Here is a 21159-nt window from a genome sequence, read left to right on the forward strand (position 1 = left end):
GTAATTCATCCCGCAGAAGCAAAGATAGAAGAGTTCGTCTGCCCGCAACGGTTCTGTTCCAAGTACCCATTAGTTTCGGGTACTATCAAGTGCAAAAGTTAAAAATAACAACTATCCCTAACCCATCATTCAAGCGGGACGCCTAACGGCGCCCCTTAATTCAAACGTTAGGGGGTGCGATGGACCGGATTTACTTCAAAACCCTTCCCAGAAGGAACTGACATGAGCGCATCGATGGCGAATCCCCATGACGGAATGGTTTCATTTCAGCAGGGTCTGCGTGCGGGAATATTGGAGCTGGGTCGAGTACCCAATCATCAAGACCTTTTCAGTCATTTTGACGTTCCAGCACCAGGGGTGCATCGACTTACGTATGTGCGGCTGTGTGAAGACCGAAGGACAGTAAAGGCCTTCTTGTCATGCATCATGAATGGAGAGGTAAACGACTTTCCTTGTGTAGCCGTGGGTTATGCGGTTCCAGAAGATGGGCGGAACCAAGGCCGAGCAAAGCAAATTCTTCAAGATGTCATTAATGACCAAATTCGTCAGGCTAGAAGCAACGGTATTGAGACCATATACATAGAGGCAGTCGTAGATGTAACTAACCTCCCATCCCAGCGAGTTGCGGAAGCAGTGCTAAGCGTAGAACGCGAGAGCATCACCGACTCTGCGTCGGGTAGGCCCGCATATCGGTACACCGCTCGCTTCAATGGCACCCCTAACAATTCGCTGCAGGCGCGACGGCCCTGACGGGCCGCGGCCTGAGCTCAAACGTTAGAGCTTATGAGAAAAATAATTATGCTAACCTTGCTATTAAGTTTTTCGCTATCAGCATTTGCAGATGATCCTAATTTTGCATCTGATAAGGGCACAATTACTGCATCCGATATTCCAAAAGATGCTCCAAAATTTGAAGATTATTTAGTTAAAGAAATCTTTCAAGGCAAACCTGCTTTACCAAAAGTGAATACAAGCCCTGAATTTAGAAATATGAGAACCAAAATCAGGGAAGGAGCAAAAGCAGGAGTAAATTTTGCGGGGCACTACAACCTGATCTTTGTTGGCTGCGGTGCTGGTGCCGTTTGTTTGTCTGCGATTGCCGACGTAAAAACAGGTGATTTATATAGCTCTGATCTATTAGGGTCTATTGAGAATTTCAATATCGCACCAGATGTTGAAGAGCATTTAATTGAATATCGAAAAGATAGTCGGTTAATAAGTCCCTTACAATCACTTGTGAAACCAACACAACAATTATTGAGCACCTAAATATGAATCTGCCCGTAAAAACAAAACAATACATCGCCTTTGTCTCATTTTCTTTTTGGATCATGGCAATTTCAGGCTGCACTTCCCAGTCTTGGTATGAAGGAGTAAAGCGTGGCGCTGAGAATAATTGCCGCAATCAGCCGCCGAGTGAGGTTGACCGTTGTTTAGAGAATTTGAACAAGAAAACCTATGAAGAGTATGAAAAAGAGCGCTCTAATCAAAAGTAGCTGGATTGTGGCAGCATTCCGTCTAGGCACCTTGTAAGGGCGTCGTGGATACACTTTTAAGTCCAGGTTTTCTTTTCAAGATGCTATGCAGCTGATCGTTAATTTGATGCGCCGGTTGGTAAGGTGGCCGTTTCGGAGGAGAGATTTTTCAGCCATTGCCAATATCGGCCCTCAAGCGTTTGACTGTGTTTTGCCCCAGCTTGAGCAGATGGGGTGGAAAGTTTATGCGCGTTACGGTGGCTTTGATGCGGGGATTGATTACGACTGCATCCGCTTAAAGCGGGCTGGCATAAAGCTTAAATGTGAGTGGGATCCCTGTGATGAATGGCGCATTGAGGGGCCGATAGAGGTCATTGCAGCAATTGCAAGTCAGTTTGATCTTGTCGCAATATCTGAGTGAGGCGGGGCAATATGCAATCGGGTTGCGGAAAAAGTCATCAACTAGTGGCTGCGGATCGCGCCAGAGTATGAGGGGCGTATGGCGGTTTCAACATTTCAAGTGATCAAGTTGGCGATTGTGAGTGTCACGGGCCTTTCAAAAGACGCATTGCATATTTACGTTGGGTTAGTGGTATTTTTTGCTGCGATGCGCATTTTTCGTAGGCAGGGGCATCGTTTTATGCCCTTATTCGCTGTGTTTATCGTCGCCTGCTGCGGTGAGGTGCTAGATATGCGGGATGACCTGCATAGCTTGGGATATTGGCGCTGGGATGCCAGTTTGCATGATGTGATAAATACGCTCTTTTGGCCATTTGTGATTGCGCTGTTAATGCGCAAAGGTTGGTTATTTAAACCGCAACCTTAGCTTGAAACTTACGCGGGTGTGATCGTGAGTTCGCAAAATCCATGCTGGACGCGTGCAAGTATAGCCTTTACCATGAACATCAATGTATTGCGTTAAGGCAGAAAGGATACACGTGGCCATTCAGTTTTTACCCATTCTTAAAGCCGTTGCGCCTTATCTGGCACAGGTGGCTACAGCCGCCATTCCGGCGTTTACCGCCAAGCCTGAGGCTGAAAAAGTTGATCCTGTGTTGACCAGGCAAATTGAGGAGTTGCAGGCGGCAACGGTGCAGAATGCAGAGTCTATCCATTTGCTTGCAGAAAAGATGCAGCAGGCGATCCTGGCTTTAGAAGAGGCCGCAGAAGAGGCGAGAAAAGAGGTGGCGACTTATAAGACCATGCTGCTAGTGTCTTTTGGGTTGTCAGTGAGCATGACCTTAGCCTTTGTTTATCTGCTTTTGAGGTAAGCCATTGGTAGAGATGAATGCTCAGTTGCTTGCATTAGGCGTTCCTGATTCGCTGCTGCTGGCGCGTGGCTTGCAACCTTATGCAGAAGCGGTCACGTTAGAGGTTGCTGAAGTAAGTGAGCAGGGGCGTCAACATTTGTTGATACCATCCGCGGCGGCGGCTTGGCAGCGGCTTAAATCTGCTGCTTTTGAAGCAGGGGTAGACGTGTTTATTATCTCTGCTTTCCGCAGTGTTGAGCGTCAGGCTGAAATTGTGCGTGCCAAGCTGGAAAAAGGCCACAGCATTGAGGGGATTTTGAACGTCAGCGCGCCGCCGGGTTACAGTGAGCATCATACTGGCCGGGCGGTGGATATCGGCACGCCGGGCAGTCCACCACTTGAGGTGGCGTTTGAGCAGACTGCTGCTTTTGACTGGTTATGCCGCCATGCAGCAGAGTATGGTTTCATACTCTCTTATCCAAAAGAAAATCGTTGGGGTTACCAGTATGAGCCCTGGCATTGGTGCTTCAGGGGGCGTGATCTGCCTGAAGTTGATTCCGTCATCACCTAGCCATTCGCGGAGGATGTGTTATGTCAAATCTCCAGGTTACTGAAATCAAGGCGTTTGTGCCCAGCAAAGACTTTGCGTTATCCAAGCAGTTTTATCTTGATTTGGGCTTCAAGATGGCTTCGGAAGGCGGCGGGGTGGCTTATTTCCACTTTGAACAAGTGAGTTTTTTGTTACAGGATTTTTGCGCAGAAAACCTGGCAGAAAACTTTATGATGCATTTGCTAGTGCAGGATGTGGATGCCTGGTGGCAGCAGATTGAGCAAACGGGCATCGTGCAAAAATATGGTGTCAAGCTCTGGCCTATCCAGTTACAGCCATGGGGGATGCGTGATTTTTGCCTGACAGATCCTTCTGGCGTGTTGTGGCGCATTGGCCAGAATGTGGATTAGGGCGTTTTAAGGGTTGATAAGCCGGGGAGGGCGTCAATGACGGGGGATTGGTTTTTTTGGGCGGCGTTATCCGCCTGTTTTGCCGCCTTGACGGCGATTTTTGCCAAAATTGGGATTCAAGGCATAGACTCAGACTTTGCGACCTTGATCCGGACCGTGCTGATTACGCTGGTGCTGGCGCCCTTTGTCTGGCTGGCAGGTAAGTGGAGTAATCCCTTGAGTTTGCCCGGCAAAGCCTGGCTGTTTTTGACGTTGTCTGCACTGGCGACCGGGGCCTCATGGCTATGCTATTTCCGCGCGTTGCAATTAGGGGATGCTTCTAAGGTCGCCCCCGTGGACAAGTTAAGCCTGGTGTTGGTCGCTTTATTCGCTTGCCTGTTTTTAGGTGAACGCTTGTCTTTACGGGAGTGGCTGGGGCTGGCACTGGTTGCAATAGGAGTATTACTGTTGGCTTTAAAGCGCTAGCATTTGACTGAGGTTATGACCCTAAATGGCTATTGCCTGCGCCAGAAATTCCTTTATAAATCGTCATGTATCCATTTTCAGGCCATCACCTTGCGTGAGGCCCTATCATTAGCGTTGAAAGTGTTACATGCCCTTTAACCATTACGCTTGCCGTTTTTTTACCGCCATCATTCTGTGTTGGCTGGCCGGGTGTTGCACACCCAAGCCAACCAGCATATTGCAACCCGTCCCGCTTAAGACGGCGACAGAGTCCAATGTTGCGCTGCATGTCATCGGCGTTTACCAAGGTGTATTACCCGCAAGTGCTGACCAGCGGCCATGGTGGGAACAATGTCAGGCAGACCGGGCAGCCTCTGGCAAGCGAGGGCCAGTGACGCCAGGTGAGTGTGATGCATTTTTACGCACAGGGCGTGATCAGCGTACCGTCACTGTCAACATCAGCGACGACAGTAAACCCATTATTCTTGGTTTGATGGCTTATGAACCGGTGACCTGGCATATTGTGCGGGCGCCAGGGGTGGTCATCCAAAAGGTCATTCTGGGGGCTTATCACCCACAAATCATAGAAGGCCTCGAAGAGGTGCAAGTGGATGTATACAGCTATGACAATATTCCCTGCCCGCGCTGCGTGCAAAAAGGCCATGCTTTTTATTCATATGAGCGCGTTCCGCTGGAAATGGAGTTGGTGACGGGGATGCATGCGACTTCATTTCAAGGCAACTATACCGGCGGCAGTTACCAGATTTTTAAAGGCATGCAGTAGCCTATCGCTGTAAAATGCCTGATTTTGATTTTTGGGGATAGGTGACACTGTGCTGCGGGCTCTAATTTACGGCTTAACTATTCTGCATTTAGGTCCAGGTTTTGCATTTGCCGTGGTGGCATTTGGTTGCGATGACACTTTTGCGGCCTTGCAAAACATCTGCCAAAAAGATGCGTTTGCCGCTTTTGTTCAGCTGACTTTGATTGCGTGGGCTGTGTTGATCGTCGGTTTATTGCTTAAAATTTACATCTCAAAATACTTTAATAAAAATAAATAATATATTGTTTAAAAATAACTTTTAATTTTATTTTTAAACTTTTTTGTCAATTGCGACTCGTAAAAAGAAAGTTAACAGGGAGTCGCGATTGCCATATTCATACAACAGCGCTGGCACAGCCAGCCGCATTTCTTTGATTCGTTTTTTCTTTTTGCTATGTATCACGGTCAGTGTTTGTACCATGGGTCTTGCCCAGGCCGAGGACGAGACCACGCCTAAATTACTACGTTCCGGGGGCGATGCCGCCGGGGCTGAGAATGCAGAAAAAAAGGAGCCGGAAACACCAAGAATCGTATCCGTGTTTGGTACGCAAGCGCTCAAGGAGTACAAGCTGCCATTTGAGGATCAGTATCCCTCAGGCCCGTTTGAGCGGCTGGATAAAAAGTTATTTCTGTTTATCAGCAAGTGTGGCGAAGTGTATTTTGTAAGGCAGAATGAGGCTATGGAACTGGTGAAACCAGGTAAACCCCTGGCAAAATTTATTCCTGGTGAAGACACCTCTGCCGATGAAAGCAGTAGTAAATCCCTAGTGTATTGCCGAGAACTGTCTGGCGTCAAGGATTCATTGTTGGTGGGGAAAACCTTGTATGTGGCTTATACCGCCTGGGATCAGGCCAACAATGGCGTACGGCTGGCGGTGAGTGAGTTTGAGGTGGATGTCGAAAATAGCGAGGTCAGTTTCAACCGTGAAATTTATATCAGCCGTCCGGCCATGAAAGAGCCTATTTTGGGCCATCAGGTGGGTGGCAAGTTGGCACTAGGCGAGAACGAGCGTACGCTATACCTGAGTATAGGCGATTTTTCCAAGCCGGACCGGGTGCAGGACAAGACTACTTCGGTAGGCAAGGTGATCCGTATAGACCTGCAGCGCTTGAATGCCGAGGTGTACGCCAGCGGCTTCCGCTCCCCCTCAGGAGGCTTGTATTTTGACCGTGACAGCAACGAGTTGTGGTTGACGGATCATGGCCCACGCGGCGGGGATGAGATTAACCTGATCAAGCGCGGCAAAAATTATGGCTGGCCAATCGTGAGTTATGGCACTATTTATGAGCGGGATGGCATGAGCGGCTACTATGGCAATAAGTTTAATAGCCACGAAGGCTATGAAAAACCTGCCATGACGTTTGTCCCTTCCATCGGTATCGGCCCACTGGTGAAATACCCGGCCACAGGCCGCAATGACTTTTGGGATCATGATTTATTTGTCGCGGGCATGGGCAATACTACGTTGTACCGGGTGCGCAAAGAGGGGAATACGCTGGTGTATGCCGAACCCGTCTTAAGCGGTTACCGCATCCGTGCGATTCAAATTGACCAGAATGGCACGTTTTACCTTAAAACCGACCATAATCAATTGCTCATTTCTGAGCAGGAGTCCGTTGAGGCTAAATAGCTAGCACTGAGTCGCTAGTCATATTGGAGCGCGTATGAGGTGCAATCAAATTTCGGTTAAGGCGAGCGTCAGAGAATGAGGCAGGACTTGAGCAGAATCAAGCTCTTCATAGATCAACGCTTGCATCGTGATTATTTTTTATTGGGCAGGTGAAATCATGTTCAAACAAGGATTAATGATCATTGCCTTGATTGGCGCCTTGATGGCCATGGGCTTTGAGCTCTATGCCGCGCGCGGATTTGCTTTCCTGGAAAGTGCCAGTGGATTGCTGATCACCTTATGGACGCTACTCCCTTACCTGACTTTGATGTCGGGCTATTACTTTTTTGAGCATCCACGTATTCAAAAACAATGGCTAAGCTTTAGTCTGTTTGAAGTGTTTATCGTGGGCTGGTTATATTTCCAGACCCTGATTATTTATCCTGATGCTCAAGGCAGCCTGATTTTCCTGTTTTTGCCAGTGTGGCAGAGTACCCTGAATATGCTGGTGGGCATCCTGCTTTACTGGCGCCAAGCACGGTTAAACCGGCCGCATTAACAGGCCAAAGTGTATGGTTGTTATTTTCACGCGGTGTTTACGCTATCTGTGGGCAGCGCCTAATACCCTGCTTGGGTTGCTTTTTGCAAGCGCCTTTATGCTAACGGGCGCCCGCATGCAGACAATCAACGGCGTGCTTGAAGTCTCTGGTAGCTGGCTGGCGAACCGGTTGGCTGCTTGCAGCGGTTATGCTGCGATCACCCTGGGCCATGTGGTGATCGGTGGCTGCGCGTCTGAGTTGGCGCAGTTGCGTGAGCATGAGCATACGCACGTCAGGCAAGCGGAATATTGGGGGCCATTTTTTATTCCCGCTTATGTGCTGGCTGGCGCTTGGCAGTGGCTACTTGGCCGGCATGCCTATCATGACAATCCATTTGAAAAAGCGGCAGTCGCGGCGCATGCCAGGCAAATGCAGCCAACGCGCGAAGACGGTTCAGACCATGGATGGCTAAGCTCAGGCGGCGAACGATAGATTTCCAGATAAGACCCTAAATAAAAAAACGCCAGAAAACTGGCGTTTTTTATGAGGGTTGAAGCTTAAAGGTTGATTAGTACAACTCTTCCCAGAATTTCCACCAGACTTTTTCTTCTGCCTGCACTTTACCGTTAACCAGCGGGTTGTCTGGGTAGTTCTCTTTTAAAACACGTAGTGAGTCGGCTTTTAAATCGGTCAAACCCATGGCCTCGTAGGCACTGATTTCCATCACCAGTGCATCTTCAATCGAACTGGAGTTAGGGTAAGTCTCCAACACATAGCGCGCACGGTTAAGGGCCGCGACATAGGCTTTGCGCTCCATGTAGTAACGTGCCACATGCATTTCGTGCAAGGCCAGCGTGTTGACGAGATAAATCATGCGCTGGGTCGCGTCATTTTTATAACGGCTGGTAGGAAAGCGCTCTACGAGTTCTTTGAAGGCATTAAACGAAATCCGCAGTGTTTTTGGATCACGGTCATTAATTTCCTGCTTGGTGTATTTTTCAAGCACACCGCGTTCGTTAAATGTTGCCAGGCCTTTGAGGTAATAGGCGTAATCCAGGTTAGGGTGGTTTGGATGCAGCTTGATAAAGCGGTCAACGGCGGACAGGCAGAGAATGGGTTCGGATTTTTTGTAATAAGCGTAAGCGACTTCGAGCTGTGCCTGCGTTGCATAAGCACCATTTGGGTAACGGGCTTCAAGTTTCTGAAAGTACTCAATGGCTTTGTCGTAGTTCCTGTCTACCATCTTTTCCTGGCCCGCTGCATACAAGCGCTGTTCGCTCCAGCCTTTGGTTTCGTCAGGGGGATTCGGATTGCCGAAAATGGCACAGGCACTCAAGGCCAGCGTCGCAATCAAAATAAAAGCACGCGTGAACAGGGTGTTAAGCGGTAAAATGCGAAGCATGTTGATTTATGTTGTTTTATCAAGGGAACTCAAAGCATTATAACTGATGCTGTTTGAAAATATGAAAGAAAGCACCTCCTTACAGCTGGTCGTCCCCGCTAACCTCGGTGGCCAGCGCCTGGATCTGGCCTTGCAGCAGATGTTGCCTGACCATTCGCGTAGCCGTTTGCAAGCCTGGATTAAAGAGGGATTGGTTTTGCTGGACGGCAAAGCACCGACTGCTAAAACTAAAGTATGGGGCGGCGAGCAGTTGTTGGTGACCCCGCCAAAAAATGCACAGGAAAATGCGTTTGAGCCGGAAGAGATTCCACTGGATGTGGTGTATGAGGACGACGCCCTCATCATTATTAACAAGCCTGCGGGCTTGGTTGTGCATCCTGCTGCCGGCAATTGGAGTGGCACGTTGCTGAATGCCTTGCTGTTTCATTGGCCTGCACTGAAAGACGTACCGCGGGCTGGCATTGTGCACCGGCTGGACAAAGACACCAGTGGATTATTGGTCGTTGCAAAAACGCTAGAGGCGCAGACCAGTTTGGTGCGCCAGTTACAGGCGCGGACCGTCAAGCGTGAATACCGGGCCATCGTCTGGGGGCAGTTATGGCGCAACGGTAAAGTCGATCAGCCGATAGGCAGGCATCCGCAGCACAGAACCAAAATGGCGGTGGTGCGCCGCGGCAAGCCTGCCATTACCCATTACGAAATCCTTGAGCGTTTTGGCACCAACACTTATTTGCGGTGCAACCTTGAAACAGGCCGTACCCACCAGATTCGTGTGCATTTGCAGCATTTGAAAGCGCCCATGGTGGGTGATCCGCTGTATGGCATAGGCAATATTATCCCGCATAAAATGATGTCTCCTGAGTTGCGTGAGGTGATTGGTCATTTCAAACGACAGGCTTTGCATGCAATCAAGCTGGGTTTGATCCATCCGGTGACGAATGAGGCTATGGAGTGGCAGATTGAGCTCGCCGACGATATGCGTGAATTATTGGAAGCGATGCGCACCATTGAACTGCCTGATGAACCGCTGGCCCCTGTTGATTTTAATGTGGATGAAAATGGTCTGTTTATTGGGGAGGATGACGAGGACTGGGGCGATGACGACTTTGATGATGGCATGGAAGGCGAGTTTGATGAGGACGCCTGGGATGAAGAGGGCGAAGACGGCGATGAGGATGAAGCGTAATGGCTGATTTGCCATTGATTTTTCCGGATTGGCCTGCCCCCCCTCAGGTGAAGGCTATGCAGACTACCCGCCATGGCGGCGTCAGTGAGGGTGTCTATGCCAGCCTGAACTTGGGCGACCATGTAAAAGATTTACCACAGCGGGTGGCTGCCAACCGGCAATTGTTGAGTGCTTATTTGCCTAGCGAACCTGTCTGGCTCAATCAGGTGCACGGCGTGCGTGTGATTGATGCGGCTTTATCTGCTTGTATTGAAAGCGCGGATGCCAGTTTTACCACGCGCAAACAGGTGGTGTGTGTGACCATGACCGCCGATTGTCTGCCGGTATTACTCTGTGATCAGGCCGGGACGGTGGTCGCCGCTGTGCACGCGGGTTGGCGCAGTTTGTGTGATGGCGTCATCGAAGCCACAGTCAAAGCCATGTCCGTTGAGCCGTCTCGGCTACTAGCCTGGTTAGGGCCAGCCATTGGCCCACAGGCGTTTGAAGTTGGCAGTGAGGTACGCGCCCAGTTTATGGCGCAAGATGCCCAGGCAGAAAGTGCATTTCAAGCCCATGGAGATAAATGGTTGGGAGACTTGTATGCGATTGCCCGGCAGCGCTTGCAGCGGCTGGGGGTGAGCCAGGTGTATGGCGGTGGCCGCTGTACCTATAGCGAGCCTGAGACGTTTTTTAGCTTCAGGCGTGATGGGGATACCGGGCGCATGGCCAGCTTGATTTGGCTGGAGTAGTGTCTGTTGCCCTCAAGCAACAGAGCATGCTATGGCGCTATTTGATCTCAATCTGGGGTCAGTCTCATGCGTATGTAAACAGTGTCGCGTTGCAAGCTTGTGAATAGGAATTGATCTCTGAGTACTTTGTGCCCTTTGCGGCCAACCAAAATTTATAAATAATGAAAAAACACCTGATTTTTGACCTTGATGGCACGCTGATTGATTCTGCGCCTAGTATCTTGCATTGCTTTGATTTGGCTTTCCAGTCGACCAATACGCCGCTCAAGCTGGCACTAGGCAATGAAGTGATTGGTCCGCCGCTGATGGAGACGCTTAAACGTTTGTCTGGCAGCGAGGATGCGGCTGTGTTAAACGCGTTAGCCGCAGCATTCAAGTCGCACTATGACAGCACAGGTTATCAGCAATCGGTGGTGTTTGATGGTATTCCAGCCATGCTGCAGCAACTGAAGGCAGAAGGCTATGCGCTCTATATTGCGACCAACAAACGCTGGGAGCCAACCGGTAAAATCATGGCTTATCTGGGCTGGCAGGACTTTTTTGCCGGCGTTTTTGCCTTGGATTATTTCAACCCGGCATTAAAGTCCAAAGCCCAAATGATAGGGCGGGTGGTGGAGGCGCACGGGTTAAAGATCCAGGATTGCGTGTATATCGGTGACCGCATTGAGGATGGTCAAGCGGCAGAGGCTAACCTGATGGATTTTGTGTTAGTGACCTGGGGTTATGCTGGAGACGTGGCATTGCGCCAACCGCATTGGCAATGTTGTGATGCCGTGTCTGATTTGCCTGCTCTGATCGCCACACTTTCAGCAAGCCATCTCTCATGATGAAAAGATTACGTGCCAGACGCCACCCGGCGCAGGCAGCAGGCCATATACCGCAAACTGCCTTAAGTGCCTGGCCACGCATGGCGGTGTTTTCGCTGGCTTTGCTGTGCCTATTGTTATTGGGGCAGTATTTTCATTGGGATGCACGGGTGTTGGCAGGGGTCACGCTGCTGTTTGGCTTGTTATCCGGGCTGCTGGTCTGGCTGGTGGGTGTGATCGGGTTGGTGCCGTTGATTGGTCCCATCATCGTTAAGGTGTTGAGCTTCGGGTTTATCTGGTTACTCAATGCGGTCGGCTATCTGATGTCTTATATTGCCATTCGTCGGGGGTATTCGCGCGATGTGTTGACTTACCGCGGATTGACCATGGCGCTGTTGGTTGGCATTGTGATTGGCTACATCATTGCGCAGTTTATCTGAGCATGGCTACAGGTTTGAGAGCTGTCAGTTTTGATGGCCTTAATATAGGATAACTGTTTGTTTATGCTTTGTTTTTTTGATAACTCACGTATAATGCGCGGCTTCCTGTAATGACTGGACATGACTTTTTTGACGACGCTACTGACTGAAATTTCGCCTTTTACCGGCATGATGCTGGCCTGTTTGTTGGGTGGTGTGCTCAGTGTGTGTGTCGCAGCGCTGTTTGCGCTCAATGCCAAAAAGCATTGGGTGCCCTTGCTGGTTAGTTATGCCATTGGTGCATTGCTGGCAGCGGTATTTCTCGAGATTTTGCCGCATGCGATTGAAACCAGCCCCAATATTGAGGCGATGACAGGGACCATGCTGTTTGGCGTGCTGCTGTTTTTTACCCTCGAAAAACTGGTGTTATGGCGTCATTGCCACGGTGAGCATTGTGAAATGCATGCCATGCATGACGAGGCGCATTGCCCTGAGTTACATCCCGAAACAAAACCCCTTAAAAAGCCGCAGGGTGCGATCAAGTTCAAGCTGCCGCAGGCGTCACCCGCCGTTGGGGTTGGTCATTATCACGGCCATCACCATGCCCATGACAGTGGCCGCAGCGGCTTGATGATTATGGTTGGGGACACCTTTCATAATTTTGTTGATGGGATATTAATCTGTGCTGCCTTTATGGTGGATATGCAGGTTGGGCTGGTGACTGCACTGGCGATTATCGCGCATGAAATTCCGCAGGAAGTTGGCGACTTCCTGATTTTGTTACATTCTGGCTACAGCAAGCAAAAAGCGTTTTTATTTAATGTGGGCTCCAGCCTGGCGACTTTGCTCGGCGGTGTGATTGCCTATTTTGCCTTGCATGCAGTGCAGCACTGGGTACCTTATATTTTGAGTCTTGCTGCGGCCAGTATGCTTTATGTGGCGGTAGCGGACCTGATTCCAGGCTTGCACAAGCGCACGGCCTTGCGTGACACGTTAAGCCAGTTATTGTTAATTGTATTAGGGGTGGCATCAGTCGCCCTGACCAAGTGGTTGGTAGAAGGTTAAAAGGGAAGCATCATGCAAAGTTCTCCTAAAGTCGGTTTTGTTTCACTGGGTTGCCCCAAGGCAGGCTCTGATTCTGAGCGTATCCTGACCCAGTTGCGGGCCGAAGGCTATGAAATCAGTAATAGTTACGAGCAATCCGACCTGGTGGTGGTGAACACCTGCGGGTTTATTGATTCCGCAGTCCAGGAGTCTCTGGATGCGATTGGCGAAGCACTTAACAAAAACGGCAAGGTGATTGTGACCGGCTGCCTAGGTGCAAAAAAAGACGTGGTGACCGGTGCCCATCCAAGTGTATTGGCCGTGACCGGCCCCCATGCGCTCGATGAAGTCATGGGGCATGTGCATAGCCATTTGCCCAAACCGCATGATCCCTACACCGACCTGGTGCCGCCACAAGGGATACGCCTCACGCCCAAGCACTATGCTTACCTCAAAATTTCTGAGGGCTGTAACCACCGTTGCAGCTTCTGCATTATTCCGAGTATGCGCGGTGATTTGGTCAGCCGTCCAATTGGGGATGTACTCAACGAAGCAGAGAGCTTGGTGAATGCCGGTGTCTCCGAAATTTTGGTGATTTCGCAGGATACTTCTGCCTATGGCGTGGACATGAAGTTCCGCAAAGGTTTCTGGAACGGCAGGCCGATTAAAACGCATATGACCGAGCTGAGTAAAGCTTTGGGCGAGCTAGGCGTCTGGGTGCGCTTGCATTATGTGTATCCTTACCCGCATGTCGATGACGTGATTCCGCTCATGGCAGAAGGGGCGATTCTGCCTTATCTGGATGTGCCTTTGCAGCACGCCAGCCCGCGTATCCTCAAGTCGATGAAGCGTCCGGCCAGCAGTGAAAACAACCTGGCCCGCATCAAAGCCTGGCGGGAGATTTGTCCGGAGATTGCCATCCGCAGTACCTTTATCGTCGGCTTCCCAGGTGAAACCGAAGATGACTTTAATATGCTGCTAGACTTTATGGAAGAGGCGCAACTGGATCGTGTTGGCTGTTTTGCTTACTCTGCCGTCGATGGTGCAGCTGCCAATGCATTGCCCGACCAGGTTGCGGAAGAGGTGAAAAAGGAACGCCTGAGCCGCTTTATGGAAGTGCAGGAGCGTATCAGTGCTGCGAAAGTGGCAGCTAAGATCGGCAGTTTGCAAACCGTACTTGTCGATGAGCTTACTGAAGATGACGACGGAAATATCATTGGCATTGCACGTACCAAGGCCGATGCGCCAGAAATTGATGGGATCGTTTACCTGCAAGATGCTGAGGGGTTAACCCCAGGCGACTTTGTTGACGTGCAAATTGTAGACGCACAAGGCCATGATCTGATTGGGGCGCCGCCGGAGTTTTAAGGGTGATAAAGAAAGCGCTGCAATGGCATGTGTAGCCAGAGGGATGTTTCAGCGCGGCGTAATCAACGATTTTGAGTTGCGTGCAGGCCGCAGTGCTTTTAAATGCCTGGTTTTTAAGTACTGAGTTGTGGCCGTTCGCTATCCGCACGCTCTGCAAAAATGTCTGTTGTGTAGGGGCAACGGGTTAATTTGTTAGAGGCGCTTTTTTTGCGTTTACCCGTGTGTTGCAGATTGACGTAGGGTGTCTGGCTCAGCCTGAGGTAACCGGATTGCAGCAGTTTCTCTGCGGTGGTTTCAAACTGGCTTAAAGGGTTATCCATATTTTGCAGGGTGATGCCTTGCTTATGGATAGCCAAAACATGGTAAAGCACGGCAATATGGCCTGCAGCGTCTGGCTTGCCATACAGCTCTCCTACATGAATTCCCAATGGTGTCTCTGCTGGGTTGGTTTGCATGCACGCATCTTAGCGTGATTTTAGACCCGCATCAATGCGTTCTACAGGCTGGCTGCTTCAATCTTAACCAGACTAAACACGGCGTTGAGGGGCGGCATGTTAAAATGCTCCCCTGTTTCAATTTCAAGAGTCATCATGCAAGCTGTTAAAACCCGTTTTGCCCCCAGTCCTACCGGTTATCTGCATATTGGCGGTGCGCGCACTGCCTTGTTTTCATGGGCGTATGCCAAGCGTCATGGCGGCAAATTTATTTTGCGTATTGAAGATACGGATGTTGCCCGGTCTACGCCTGAAGCTGTACAGGCTATCCTTGATGGGATGTCATGGTTGCAACTGGATCATGACGAAGGTCCTTTTTACCAGATGCAGCGCATGGAGACTTATAAAAAAATGATCCAGCAGATGCTGGATGAAGGCCATGCTTATTACTGCTATTGCAGCAAAGAAGAGCTGGATGCCTTGCGTGAAAGCCAGATGCAGCAGGGTTTGAAGCCGCGCTATGATGGCCGCTGGCGTCCTGAGCCAGGGAAAGTGCTGCCAGAGCCACCACAAGGTGTGCCGCCAGTGGTGCGGTTCAAAAATCCAACCGACGGCATCGTTGCCTGGGATGACATGGTGAAAGGGCGGATTGAAATCGCCAATGCCGAACTGGATGACTTGATTATTGCACGGGCTGACGGCACGCCGACCTATAACTTCTGTGTGGTGGTGGATGACTGGGAAATGGGCGTCACGCAAGTGATCCGTGGTGATGACCATGTGAATAATACGCCTCGCCAGATTAATATGCTTAAAGCACTGGGGGCACAAGTCCCGCAGTATGCGCACCTTTCCATGATTTTGGGCGATGATGGCCAGAAGCTGTCCAAGCGCCATGGCGCCGTCAGCGTGATGCAGTATCATGAGGACGGTTACCTACGTGAGGGCGTGCTCAATTATTTGGCGCGCCTGGGCTGGTCACATGGCGATGATGAAGTGTTTAGTATGGCGCAGTTTTGCGAGTGGTTCGACTTGGACCACATTACGCCTTCCGCCGCACAGTTCAACACAGAAAAACTTAACTGGTTGAACGCCCACTATATTAAAACCTTGCCTCTGGAGCGCATTGCCGATGAAGTCAAACCGCGGTTGGCCGCATTAGGCATCACAGCGACCCAGTCGCCTGATTTGCTGGCGGTATTGAATTTATACCGTGAGCGTGCCAATAACCTCAATCAACTGGCCAAGGAAATTGCCTTCTTTTACCAGATGCCTGAAATCAACGAGGCGGATAAAACCAAACACGTCTTACCAGAAACCGCCGGCTACATCGAATTATTTTTAGAAAAGACTCAAGATTCTGACTGGGCTGCCGATAAGCTTCACGATGCGCTGAATCAGGTTGTGACTGAGCAGCAGATCAAGTTCCCCAAGCTGGCGATGCCATTAAGGGTGGCTTTGATCGGCATAGCACAGTCGCCTAGCATTGATCAGGTGATGTCAATTCTGGGTAAAGAGGCTTGTCTGCAGCGCATCCGCGCTTTATTTCCAAAAAAGTAAAGCGCGGGGATTGAAAAAGGAACAAATTAGTACAATCATAGTCACTATGAGGGATTGGTGTTCAAGATAATAAAACTCCAATACGATTAAAACAAACAAGGAGCAATTCCATGAATAATAAAGGCCAAATGCTGCAAGATCCGTTTTTGAATGCACTCAGAAAAGAGCACGTTCAAGTGTCCATTTACCTGGTCAACGGGATTAAATTGCAAGGGCAGGTCGATTCTTTTGATCAATATGTCATCTTGTTAAAAAACACCGTGACACAAATGGTATACAAACACGCCATTTCTACCATCGTTCCTGCACGTCCAGTCAGCCTGGGATCGCACGACGCCGCACAAGAATCCTAATGCATGTTTGATAGACCAAGCGGCGGAGATGCCGTGATTCTGGTCAGTGTCAATTTTGGTGACGCTGACTATGAAGAAAGTTTGCAAGAACTCCGCCACCTGGCCGGTACTGCCGGCCTCAATATTTCGGCGACGCTGGAAGGCAAGCGTCACGCTCCTGATCCCAAATACTTTATCGGTTCTGGCAAAGCGGATGAGCTCAAAGCCTTGATGGCGGCCCACGAGAGCAAAGTGGCTGCTTTTAACCATGACTTGAGCCCCTCGCAGCAGCGCAACCTCGAAAAATTGCTTGAGGCACGTGTCGTTGACCGTACTGGCCTGATTCTGGATATTTTTGCCCAGCGTGCGCAATCGCACGAGGGCAAGCTGCAAGTCGAGCTTGCCCAGTTGGAGCATTTGTCTACACGGTTGGTCCGCGGCTGGACCCACCTGGAACGGCAAAAAGGCGGGATCGGCATGCGTGGTGGCCCGGGTGAAACACAGCTGGAGCTGGACCGCCGCATGTTGCGTGTGCGCGTCAAGCAGCTACGTGAAAAGCTGGACAAGCTCAAGCAGCAGCGCGGCATGCAACGGCGTGCGCGCAAACGCTCCAACCTGATGACCGTGTCGCTGGTGGGGTATACCAATGCCGGTAAATCTACCTTGTTCAACCGCCTGACGCATTCCGGGGTGTATGCCGCTGACCAGTTGTTTGCGACCCTGGATACGACCTCGCGCAAAATGCATCTGCCGGAAGGTTATCCGGTGGTGTTGTCAGATACGGTCGGTTTTATCAAGCACTTGCCCACCACCTTGATCGAAGCCTTTGGCGCCACTCTGGAAGAGGCTGCGCAAGCGGATTTGCTATTGCATGTGGTTGACGTAGCCAGCCCCAACCGCGATGCGCAAATCGAGCAAGTCAATATCGTATTGAACGAGATTGGGGCTGCCAGGGTCCCACAGATTCTGGTGCTGAACCAGATTGACCGCATGGGCATGCCGCCCGGAATCGACCGCGATGAGTATGGTAATATCCGAACTGTCCGTGTGTCAGCCAAAGAGGGCATCGGCATTGAGGATTTGCGGCAGGCGCTGTTAGAGCATCAGCAATACCTTAAAAAACTGAGCACCGAAGAAAGTGCTTACGTTTAAAAAGATCAAAACATACGGAGTACACGCATGAAAAAATTTCCAGGCTTTTGGAATAAAAATAATGAAGGCCCGCCTGATCTGGACGAGGTGTTCAAGGATTTGAATCAAAAGCTGAACCGGTTATTTGGTAGCAATAAAGGCGGGCAGGGCGGCCCAAGAGGTACTGCGCCTGCGCCACAATCACTGCCGGTGGCCCCGATTTTAGGGCTGGTCGCGTTGATCTGGCTGGGTTCCGGATTTTATATCGTTGACCAGGGTTCGCGCGGCGTGGTGTTGCGTTTTGGCAAGCATGTGGAGACCACCATGCCTGGCCCGCGCTGGCACTTACCCTTTCCGATAGAAACTGTCGAAAACGTCAACCTCGAACAAGTGCGTACCATTGAGATGGGCTACCGCTCTTATGAAGGCGAGTCTGGCCGCAGCAAAGAGCTCAGAGAGTCTTTGATGTTGACTGATGACGAAAACATTATTGATTTGCAGGTGGCTGTGCAATATAACCTGAAGTCGGTCGAAGATTACCAATTTAGTAACCGCTCGACGGAAGAGAGCGTCCGCGGCGTCGCTGAAACAGCGATTCGTGAAGTGGTCGGTAAGAGCAAAATGGATTTTGTGCTGTATGAAGGCCGGGATGACGTTGCTGCGAAAGCCAAAAAGCTGATGCAGGATATGCTGGACCGCTATCAGTCTGGCGTCAATATTGTCAATGTCACCATGCAAAATGCGCAACCGCCAGAGCAAGTCCAGGCTGCTTTTGATGATGCCGTGAAAGCCAAGCAGGATCTGGAACGTCAGAAGAATGAAGGCCAGGCATATGCCAATGACGTCATTCCAAAAGCACGCGGTACGGCGTCACGTTTGGCCGAAGAAGCCGCAGGCTATAAGCTGCGTGTTGAGAATGAGGCTAAAGGTAACGCAGACCGTTTTGAGCAAATTCTGGCGCAATACAACAAGGCCCCAGAAGTGACGCGCCAGCGTTTATACCTGGACGCGCAGGAGCATGTGTTATCGAATACCAGCAAGGTGCTGGTTGACCAGAAGGGTGGCAACAGCTTGCTCTATTTGCCGCTAGATAAGCTGATGAGTATGAGTGGTGCAGGCAATAATGCGGGAGCATCCGCTTCAGTGCCGTCCGATAAACCTGCTGTGGAGCCGCAAGCGGAGACCAGCGTCCTTGACCGTTCGCGGGATGCCATGCGTAGCCGTGACCGCGAATACCGCTAGTCTGCCCCACAAGGAAAATACATGATGAGAAATATTGGAAGTTTGTTAATTGGGGTGTTTGTGTTGCTGGTGATTATTACCTCATCAGCTTACACGGTAGATCAGCGCGAATATGCATTGGTATTCCGCTTGGGTGAAATCGTCTCAGTGAAAAAAGAACCCGGTCTTTATTTCAAGATGCCCATGGTGGAAAACATCCGCTACTACGATAAGCGCATCCTGACGCTTAACTGGGAAGAGCCTGACCGGTTTATTACCAGTGAAAAGAAAAACGTGCTGGTGGATTCCTTTGTTAAGTGGCGCATCATAGACCCTGCTAAGTATTACGTCTCTGTGCGCGGCGATGAGGTGCAAGCTGAACGTCGTTTATCGCAGATGGTGAATGACGGTCTGCGTGCTGAGTTTGGTAAACGTACCATCCATGACGTGGTTTCTGGTGAACGTGCGCAGATTATGGAAATCCTGCGTCAGCGTGCCGATAAAGAAAGCCGTCAAATGGGGATCCAGATTATGGATGTCCGTTTGCGCCGCGTGGACTTGCCAAAAGAGGTGAGTGAGTCCGTGTATCAGCGTATGGAAGCGGAGCGTAAATCGGTGGCGAATGAGTTGCGTTCACAAGGTGCTGCCGCTGCAGAAAAAATCCGTGCAGATGCCGACAAGCAGCGTGAAGTGATTATTGCTGAGGCCTATCGTGAAGCCCAAAAGGTAAAAGGTGAAGGCGATGCCAAAGCGGCCGAAGTTTACGCCCAGGCTTATGGTAAAAACCCAGAGTTTTATGCCTTTTACCGCAGTCAGGAAGCATACAAAAACAGCTTCAAAAACAAGTCTGACGTGATGGTCATTGACGAGAGCTCGGACTTCTTTAAATACATGCGTAGTAGCGGTAAAAAGTAATTTTTAAGCCATGAGTTGGTGGTGGAGTGTGCTGGGCGGCGTATTGTTGATAGAAGGCTTGATGCCGTTATTGTTTACTAAAGCCTGGCGCAACACTTTTGAAAATATGCTGCAATTACGCGATGGTCAAATCCGCTTTATCGGCTTTGTTTCTATGTTGTTCGGGGCATTGATGATATGGTTGAATCGTTGATAAGGTAAGATTTGCGGGTTATTTATTGTCCATTTTAAAAAAGCACACCTTGCGTGTGCTTTTTTATTTGCAGTTTTGAGCGCAGCCAGCGGGGCTGCGGCTTTATCCTGGACTTGCTAAACCCGTGCTTTAGGCAGGGGTTTGCGGGTATAATGGCGGGATGCATAATTGGTTACTCCCTGAATATATTGAAGATGTGCTGCCTGCAGAAGCGGCACGGCTTGAGTCCTATCGCCGGCAATTGCTGGATTTGTTCCGTGTACATGGCTACCAGTACGTCATGCCACCCATGATGGAGTATGTTGAATCCTTGCTGACTGGCACCGGCCATGATCTGGATATTGCGACTTTCAAGGTGGTGGATCAGTTAACTGGGCGTCTGATGGGCTTGCGTGCGGATACTACGCCGCAAGCGGCGCGGATTGATGCCCATATGCTCAATCATGCTGGCGTTTCACGGCTGTGCTACGCCGGGACTGTCTTAAGAACCAAACCTGACGGTCTGGCGCGTACGCGTGAGCCGCTGCAATTAGGGGCAGAGTTGTACGGTCATGCCGGGATTGCCAGCGATATCGAAGTACAGCGTTTGATGGTCAAAGCCTTGCAGTTGCTGGGGATGCAGACTTTATTTGTGGACCTGAGTCACGCGGCGATTTTTGCCAGTTTGTCCCACACGGCGCAATTGGGTTTGCAGCAAGAACAAGCCTTGCAAGCAGCTTTGCAAGCCAAGGATATTACCTTGGTAGAGCAATTGGTGGCCAGCCTCCCTGAGAAATCCAGGCAAGCGTTTATGGCGCTGGCGCAACTCAACGGCGGGCTGGAGGTATTGGATCAGGCACGCGAAGTCTTGCCTGATTCAGAAGAGATTGAGCAAGCCCTGCTTGAGTTGGAAGCAGTGGCGAAAGCCTTGAGTAATCATCACGTGACAGTCACCATCGATTTAAGCGAGCTGCGCGGTTATCACTACCATAGCGGCATTGTATTTGCCGCCTATGCCAAAGGTTATGCGGGCCCCATTGCCTTGGGTGGCCGCTATGATGAAGTGGGCGCGGCGTTTGGTCGGGCGCGTCCTGCGACAGGGTTTAGCCTGGATCTGCGCGGTGCCTTGCTGGCATTAGGGCCTGCGGTGATGGATAAAGGTATTTTGGCCCCGGCTGAGCAAGATGCTGACTTGGTGGCCATGGTAGAAACCTTGCGCGCGCAAGGGCAAATCGTCGTGGAAGCGTTGCCTGATGCGCAGGTAGATTATTCTGAGTTAGCTTGTGACCGTTTGCTTAAGAAGGTGGATGGTCATTGGCAAGTGGTGGCTGCGTAATACG

General features: G+C 50.4%; 29 protein-coding genes. 27 read left to right on the forward strand and 2 right to left on the reverse strand.

From position 1 onward, the window contains the following. The first annotated feature begins 255 nt into the window (after positions 1-255). From ACIDF8_RS09635 to ACIDF8_RS09700, 14 genes are all read left to right on the forward strand, one after another. Complete coding sequence (locus ACIDF8_RS09635) at positions 256-750, forward strand: GNAT family N-acetyltransferase (protein WP_412010550.1); 495 nt, start codon at positions 256-258, stop codon at positions 748-750. A 48-nt stretch (positions 751-798) separates the two neighbouring features. Next, positions 799-1269 (forward strand): hypothetical protein, encoded by a 471-nt coding sequence (locus ACIDF8_RS09640; protein ID WP_412010408.1) that lies wholly within the window; start codon positions 799-801, stop codon positions 1267-1269. 2 nt (positions 1270-1271) lie between these two features. Then, entirely contained in the window at positions 1272-1496 is a 225-nt protein-coding gene (locus tag ACIDF8_RS09645) for a hypothetical protein (protein WP_275355452.1), read from the forward strand. A gap of 85 nt (positions 1497-1581) precedes the next feature. Beyond that, a complete protein-coding gene (locus ACIDF8_RS09650; protein WP_412010409.1) occupies positions 1582-1896 on the forward strand; it encodes a hypothetical protein in 315 nt (104 codons plus the stop codon). Between the two features lie 78 nt (positions 1897-1974). Further along, positions 1975-2301 carry a hypothetical protein gene (locus ACIDF8_RS09655; RefSeq protein ID WP_412010410.1) on the forward strand — a complete coding sequence of 109 codons (327 nt, stop codon included), beginning with the start codon at positions 1975-1977 and terminating at the stop codon, positions 2299-2301. A 112-nt stretch (positions 2302-2413) separates the two neighbouring features. After that, positions 2414-2746: a hypothetical protein gene (locus tag ACIDF8_RS09660; RefSeq protein WP_412010411.1), complete on the forward strand. Its 333-nt coding sequence runs from the start codon at positions 2414-2416 to the stop codon at positions 2744-2746. Between the two features lie 13 nt (positions 2747-2759). Next, the gene (locus tag ACIDF8_RS09665) at positions 2760-3296 is read left to right on the forward strand and encodes a M15 family metallopeptidase (protein ID WP_412010412.1); all 537 of its coding nucleotides are present in this window, start codon (positions 2760-2762) and stop codon (positions 3294-3296) included. Between the two features lie 20 nt (positions 3297-3316). Next, positions 3317-3685 carry a VOC family protein gene (locus tag ACIDF8_RS09670; protein WP_412010413.1) on the forward strand — a complete coding sequence of 123 codons (369 nt, stop codon included), beginning with the start codon at positions 3317-3319 and terminating at the stop codon, positions 3683-3685. Positions 3686-3721: 36 nt separating this feature from the next. Further along, positions 3722-4150, forward strand: a complete 429-nt coding sequence (locus ACIDF8_RS09675) for an EamA family transporter (protein ID WP_412010414.1) — start codon at positions 3722-3724, stop codon at positions 4148-4150. A gap of 127 nt (positions 4151-4277) precedes the next feature. Further along, a complete protein-coding gene (locus tag ACIDF8_RS09680; RefSeq protein ID WP_412010415.1) occupies positions 4278-4913 on the forward strand; it encodes a hypothetical protein in 636 nt (211 codons plus the stop codon). Between the two features lie 31 nt (positions 4914-4944). Next, on the forward strand, positions 4945-5190 hold the full coding sequence (locus ACIDF8_RS09685) for a hypothetical protein (protein WP_412010416.1): 246 nt from the start codon (positions 4945-4947) through the stop codon (positions 5188-5190). An 88-nt stretch (positions 5191-5278) separates the two neighbouring features. After that, positions 5279-6583, forward strand: coding sequence for a PQQ-dependent sugar dehydrogenase (locus ACIDF8_RS09690; protein WP_412010417.1), 1305 nt, complete (start codon positions 5279-5281; stop codon positions 6581-6583). Between the two features lie 157 nt (positions 6584-6740). Further along, positions 6741-7121, forward strand: a complete 381-nt coding sequence (locus ACIDF8_RS09695) for a hypothetical protein (protein ID WP_412010418.1) — start codon at positions 6741-6743, stop codon at positions 7119-7121. A gap of 115 nt (positions 7122-7236) precedes the next feature. Then, the gene (locus ACIDF8_RS09700; RefSeq protein ID WP_412010419.1) at positions 7237-7593 is read left to right on the forward strand and encodes a hypothetical protein; all 357 of its coding nucleotides are present in this window, start codon (positions 7237-7239) and stop codon (positions 7591-7593) included. Positions 7594-7669: 76 nt separating this feature from the next. Here ACIDF8_RS09700 and ACIDF8_RS09705 read toward each other — a convergent pair whose 3' ends face one another. Then, positions 7670-8503 (reverse strand): outer membrane protein assembly factor BamD, encoded by an 834-nt coding sequence (locus ACIDF8_RS09705; RefSeq protein ID WP_412010420.1) that lies wholly within the window; start codon positions 8501-8503, stop codon positions 7670-7672. Positions 8504-8549: 46 nt separating this feature from the next. Between ACIDF8_RS09705 and rluD the strand changes: the two genes are divergently transcribed. The 6 genes from rluD (at position 8550) to rimO (ending at position 14054) form a co-directional block, all read left to right on the forward strand. Continuing rightward, positions 8550-9689, forward strand: a complete 1140-nt coding sequence (gene rluD, locus ACIDF8_RS09710; RefSeq protein WP_412010421.1) for a 23S rRNA pseudouridine(1911/1915/1917) synthase RluD — start codon at positions 8550-8552, stop codon at positions 9687-9689. Further along, positions 9689-10417: a peptidoglycan editing factor PgeF gene (pgeF, locus tag ACIDF8_RS09715; RefSeq protein WP_412010422.1), complete on the forward strand. Its 729-nt coding sequence runs from the start codon at positions 9689-9691 to the stop codon at positions 10415-10417. Before rluD ends, pgeF begins: the two co-directional genes overlap by 1 nt. Before the next feature lie 161 nt (positions 10418-10578). Continuing rightward, complete coding sequence (locus tag ACIDF8_RS09720; RefSeq protein WP_412010423.1) at positions 10579-11244, forward strand: HAD family hydrolase; 666 nt, start codon at positions 10579-10581, stop codon at positions 11242-11244. Beyond that, positions 11241-11663 (forward strand): hypothetical protein, encoded by a 423-nt coding sequence (locus ACIDF8_RS09725; protein WP_412010424.1) that lies wholly within the window; start codon positions 11241-11243, stop codon positions 11661-11663. The genes ACIDF8_RS09720 and ACIDF8_RS09725 overlap by 4 nt, the downstream gene beginning before the upstream one ends. A 120-nt stretch (positions 11664-11783) precedes the next feature. Further along, the gene (locus tag ACIDF8_RS09730; RefSeq protein WP_412010425.1) at positions 11784-12707 is read left to right on the forward strand and encodes a ZIP family metal transporter; all 924 of its coding nucleotides are present in this window, start codon (positions 11784-11786) and stop codon (positions 12705-12707) included. Positions 12708-12719: 12 nt separating this feature from the next. Then, a complete protein-coding gene (gene rimO, locus ACIDF8_RS09735) occupies positions 12720-14054 on the forward strand; it encodes a 30S ribosomal protein S12 methylthiotransferase RimO (RefSeq protein ID WP_412010426.1) in 1335 nt (444 codons plus the stop codon). Between the two features lie 113 nt (positions 14055-14167). On the opposite strand, the gene ACIDF8_RS09740 is transcribed toward rimO, so the two are convergent. Beyond that, positions 14168-14509: a hypothetical protein gene (locus ACIDF8_RS09740; protein WP_412010427.1), complete on the reverse strand. Its 342-nt coding sequence runs from the start codon at positions 14507-14509 to the stop codon at positions 14168-14170. Between the two features lie 135 nt (positions 14510-14644). On the opposite strand from ACIDF8_RS09740, the gene gltX reads away from it, so the two are divergent. From gltX to ACIDF8_RS09775, 7 genes are all read left to right on the forward strand, one after another. Continuing rightward, entirely contained in the window at positions 14645-16048 is a 1404-nt protein-coding gene (gltX, locus tag ACIDF8_RS09745; RefSeq protein ID WP_412010428.1) for a glutamate--tRNA ligase, read from the forward strand. Between the two features lie 110 nt (positions 16049-16158). Then, a complete protein-coding gene (hfq, locus tag ACIDF8_RS09750) occupies positions 16159-16401 on the forward strand; it encodes an RNA chaperone Hfq (RefSeq protein WP_194747747.1) in 243 nt (80 codons plus the stop codon). A 3-nt stretch (positions 16402-16404) separates the two neighbouring features. After that, the gene (gene hflX, locus ACIDF8_RS09755) at positions 16405-17532 is read left to right on the forward strand and encodes a GTPase HflX (protein WP_412010429.1); all 1128 of its coding nucleotides are present in this window, start codon (positions 16405-16407) and stop codon (positions 17530-17532) included. Positions 17533-17559: 27 nt separating this feature from the next. Beyond that, positions 17560-18753 (forward strand): FtsH protease activity modulator HflK, encoded by a 1194-nt coding sequence (hflK, locus tag ACIDF8_RS09760; RefSeq protein WP_412010430.1) that lies wholly within the window; start codon positions 17560-17562, stop codon positions 18751-18753. 24 nt (positions 18754-18777) lie between these two features. Then, a complete protein-coding gene (gene hflC / locus ACIDF8_RS09765; protein ID WP_412010551.1) occupies positions 18778-19647 on the forward strand; it encodes a protease modulator HflC in 870 nt (289 codons plus the stop codon). Between the two features lie 10 nt (positions 19648-19657). Further along, positions 19658-19840, forward strand: coding sequence for a DUF2065 domain-containing protein (locus ACIDF8_RS09770; protein ID WP_412010431.1), 183 nt, complete (start codon positions 19658-19660; stop codon positions 19838-19840). A gap of 160 nt (positions 19841-20000) precedes the next feature. Continuing rightward, positions 20001-21155, forward strand: coding sequence for an ATP phosphoribosyltransferase regulatory subunit (locus ACIDF8_RS09775; RefSeq protein WP_412010432.1), 1155 nt, complete (start codon positions 20001-20003; stop codon positions 21153-21155). The last annotated feature ends 4 nt before the right edge of the window (positions 21156-21159 follow it).

Source organism: Methylophilus sp. 3sh_L (genome assembly GCF_046766015.1).
GTDB lineage: Bacteria > Pseudomonadota > Gammaproteobacteria > Burkholderiales > Methylophilaceae > Methylophilus.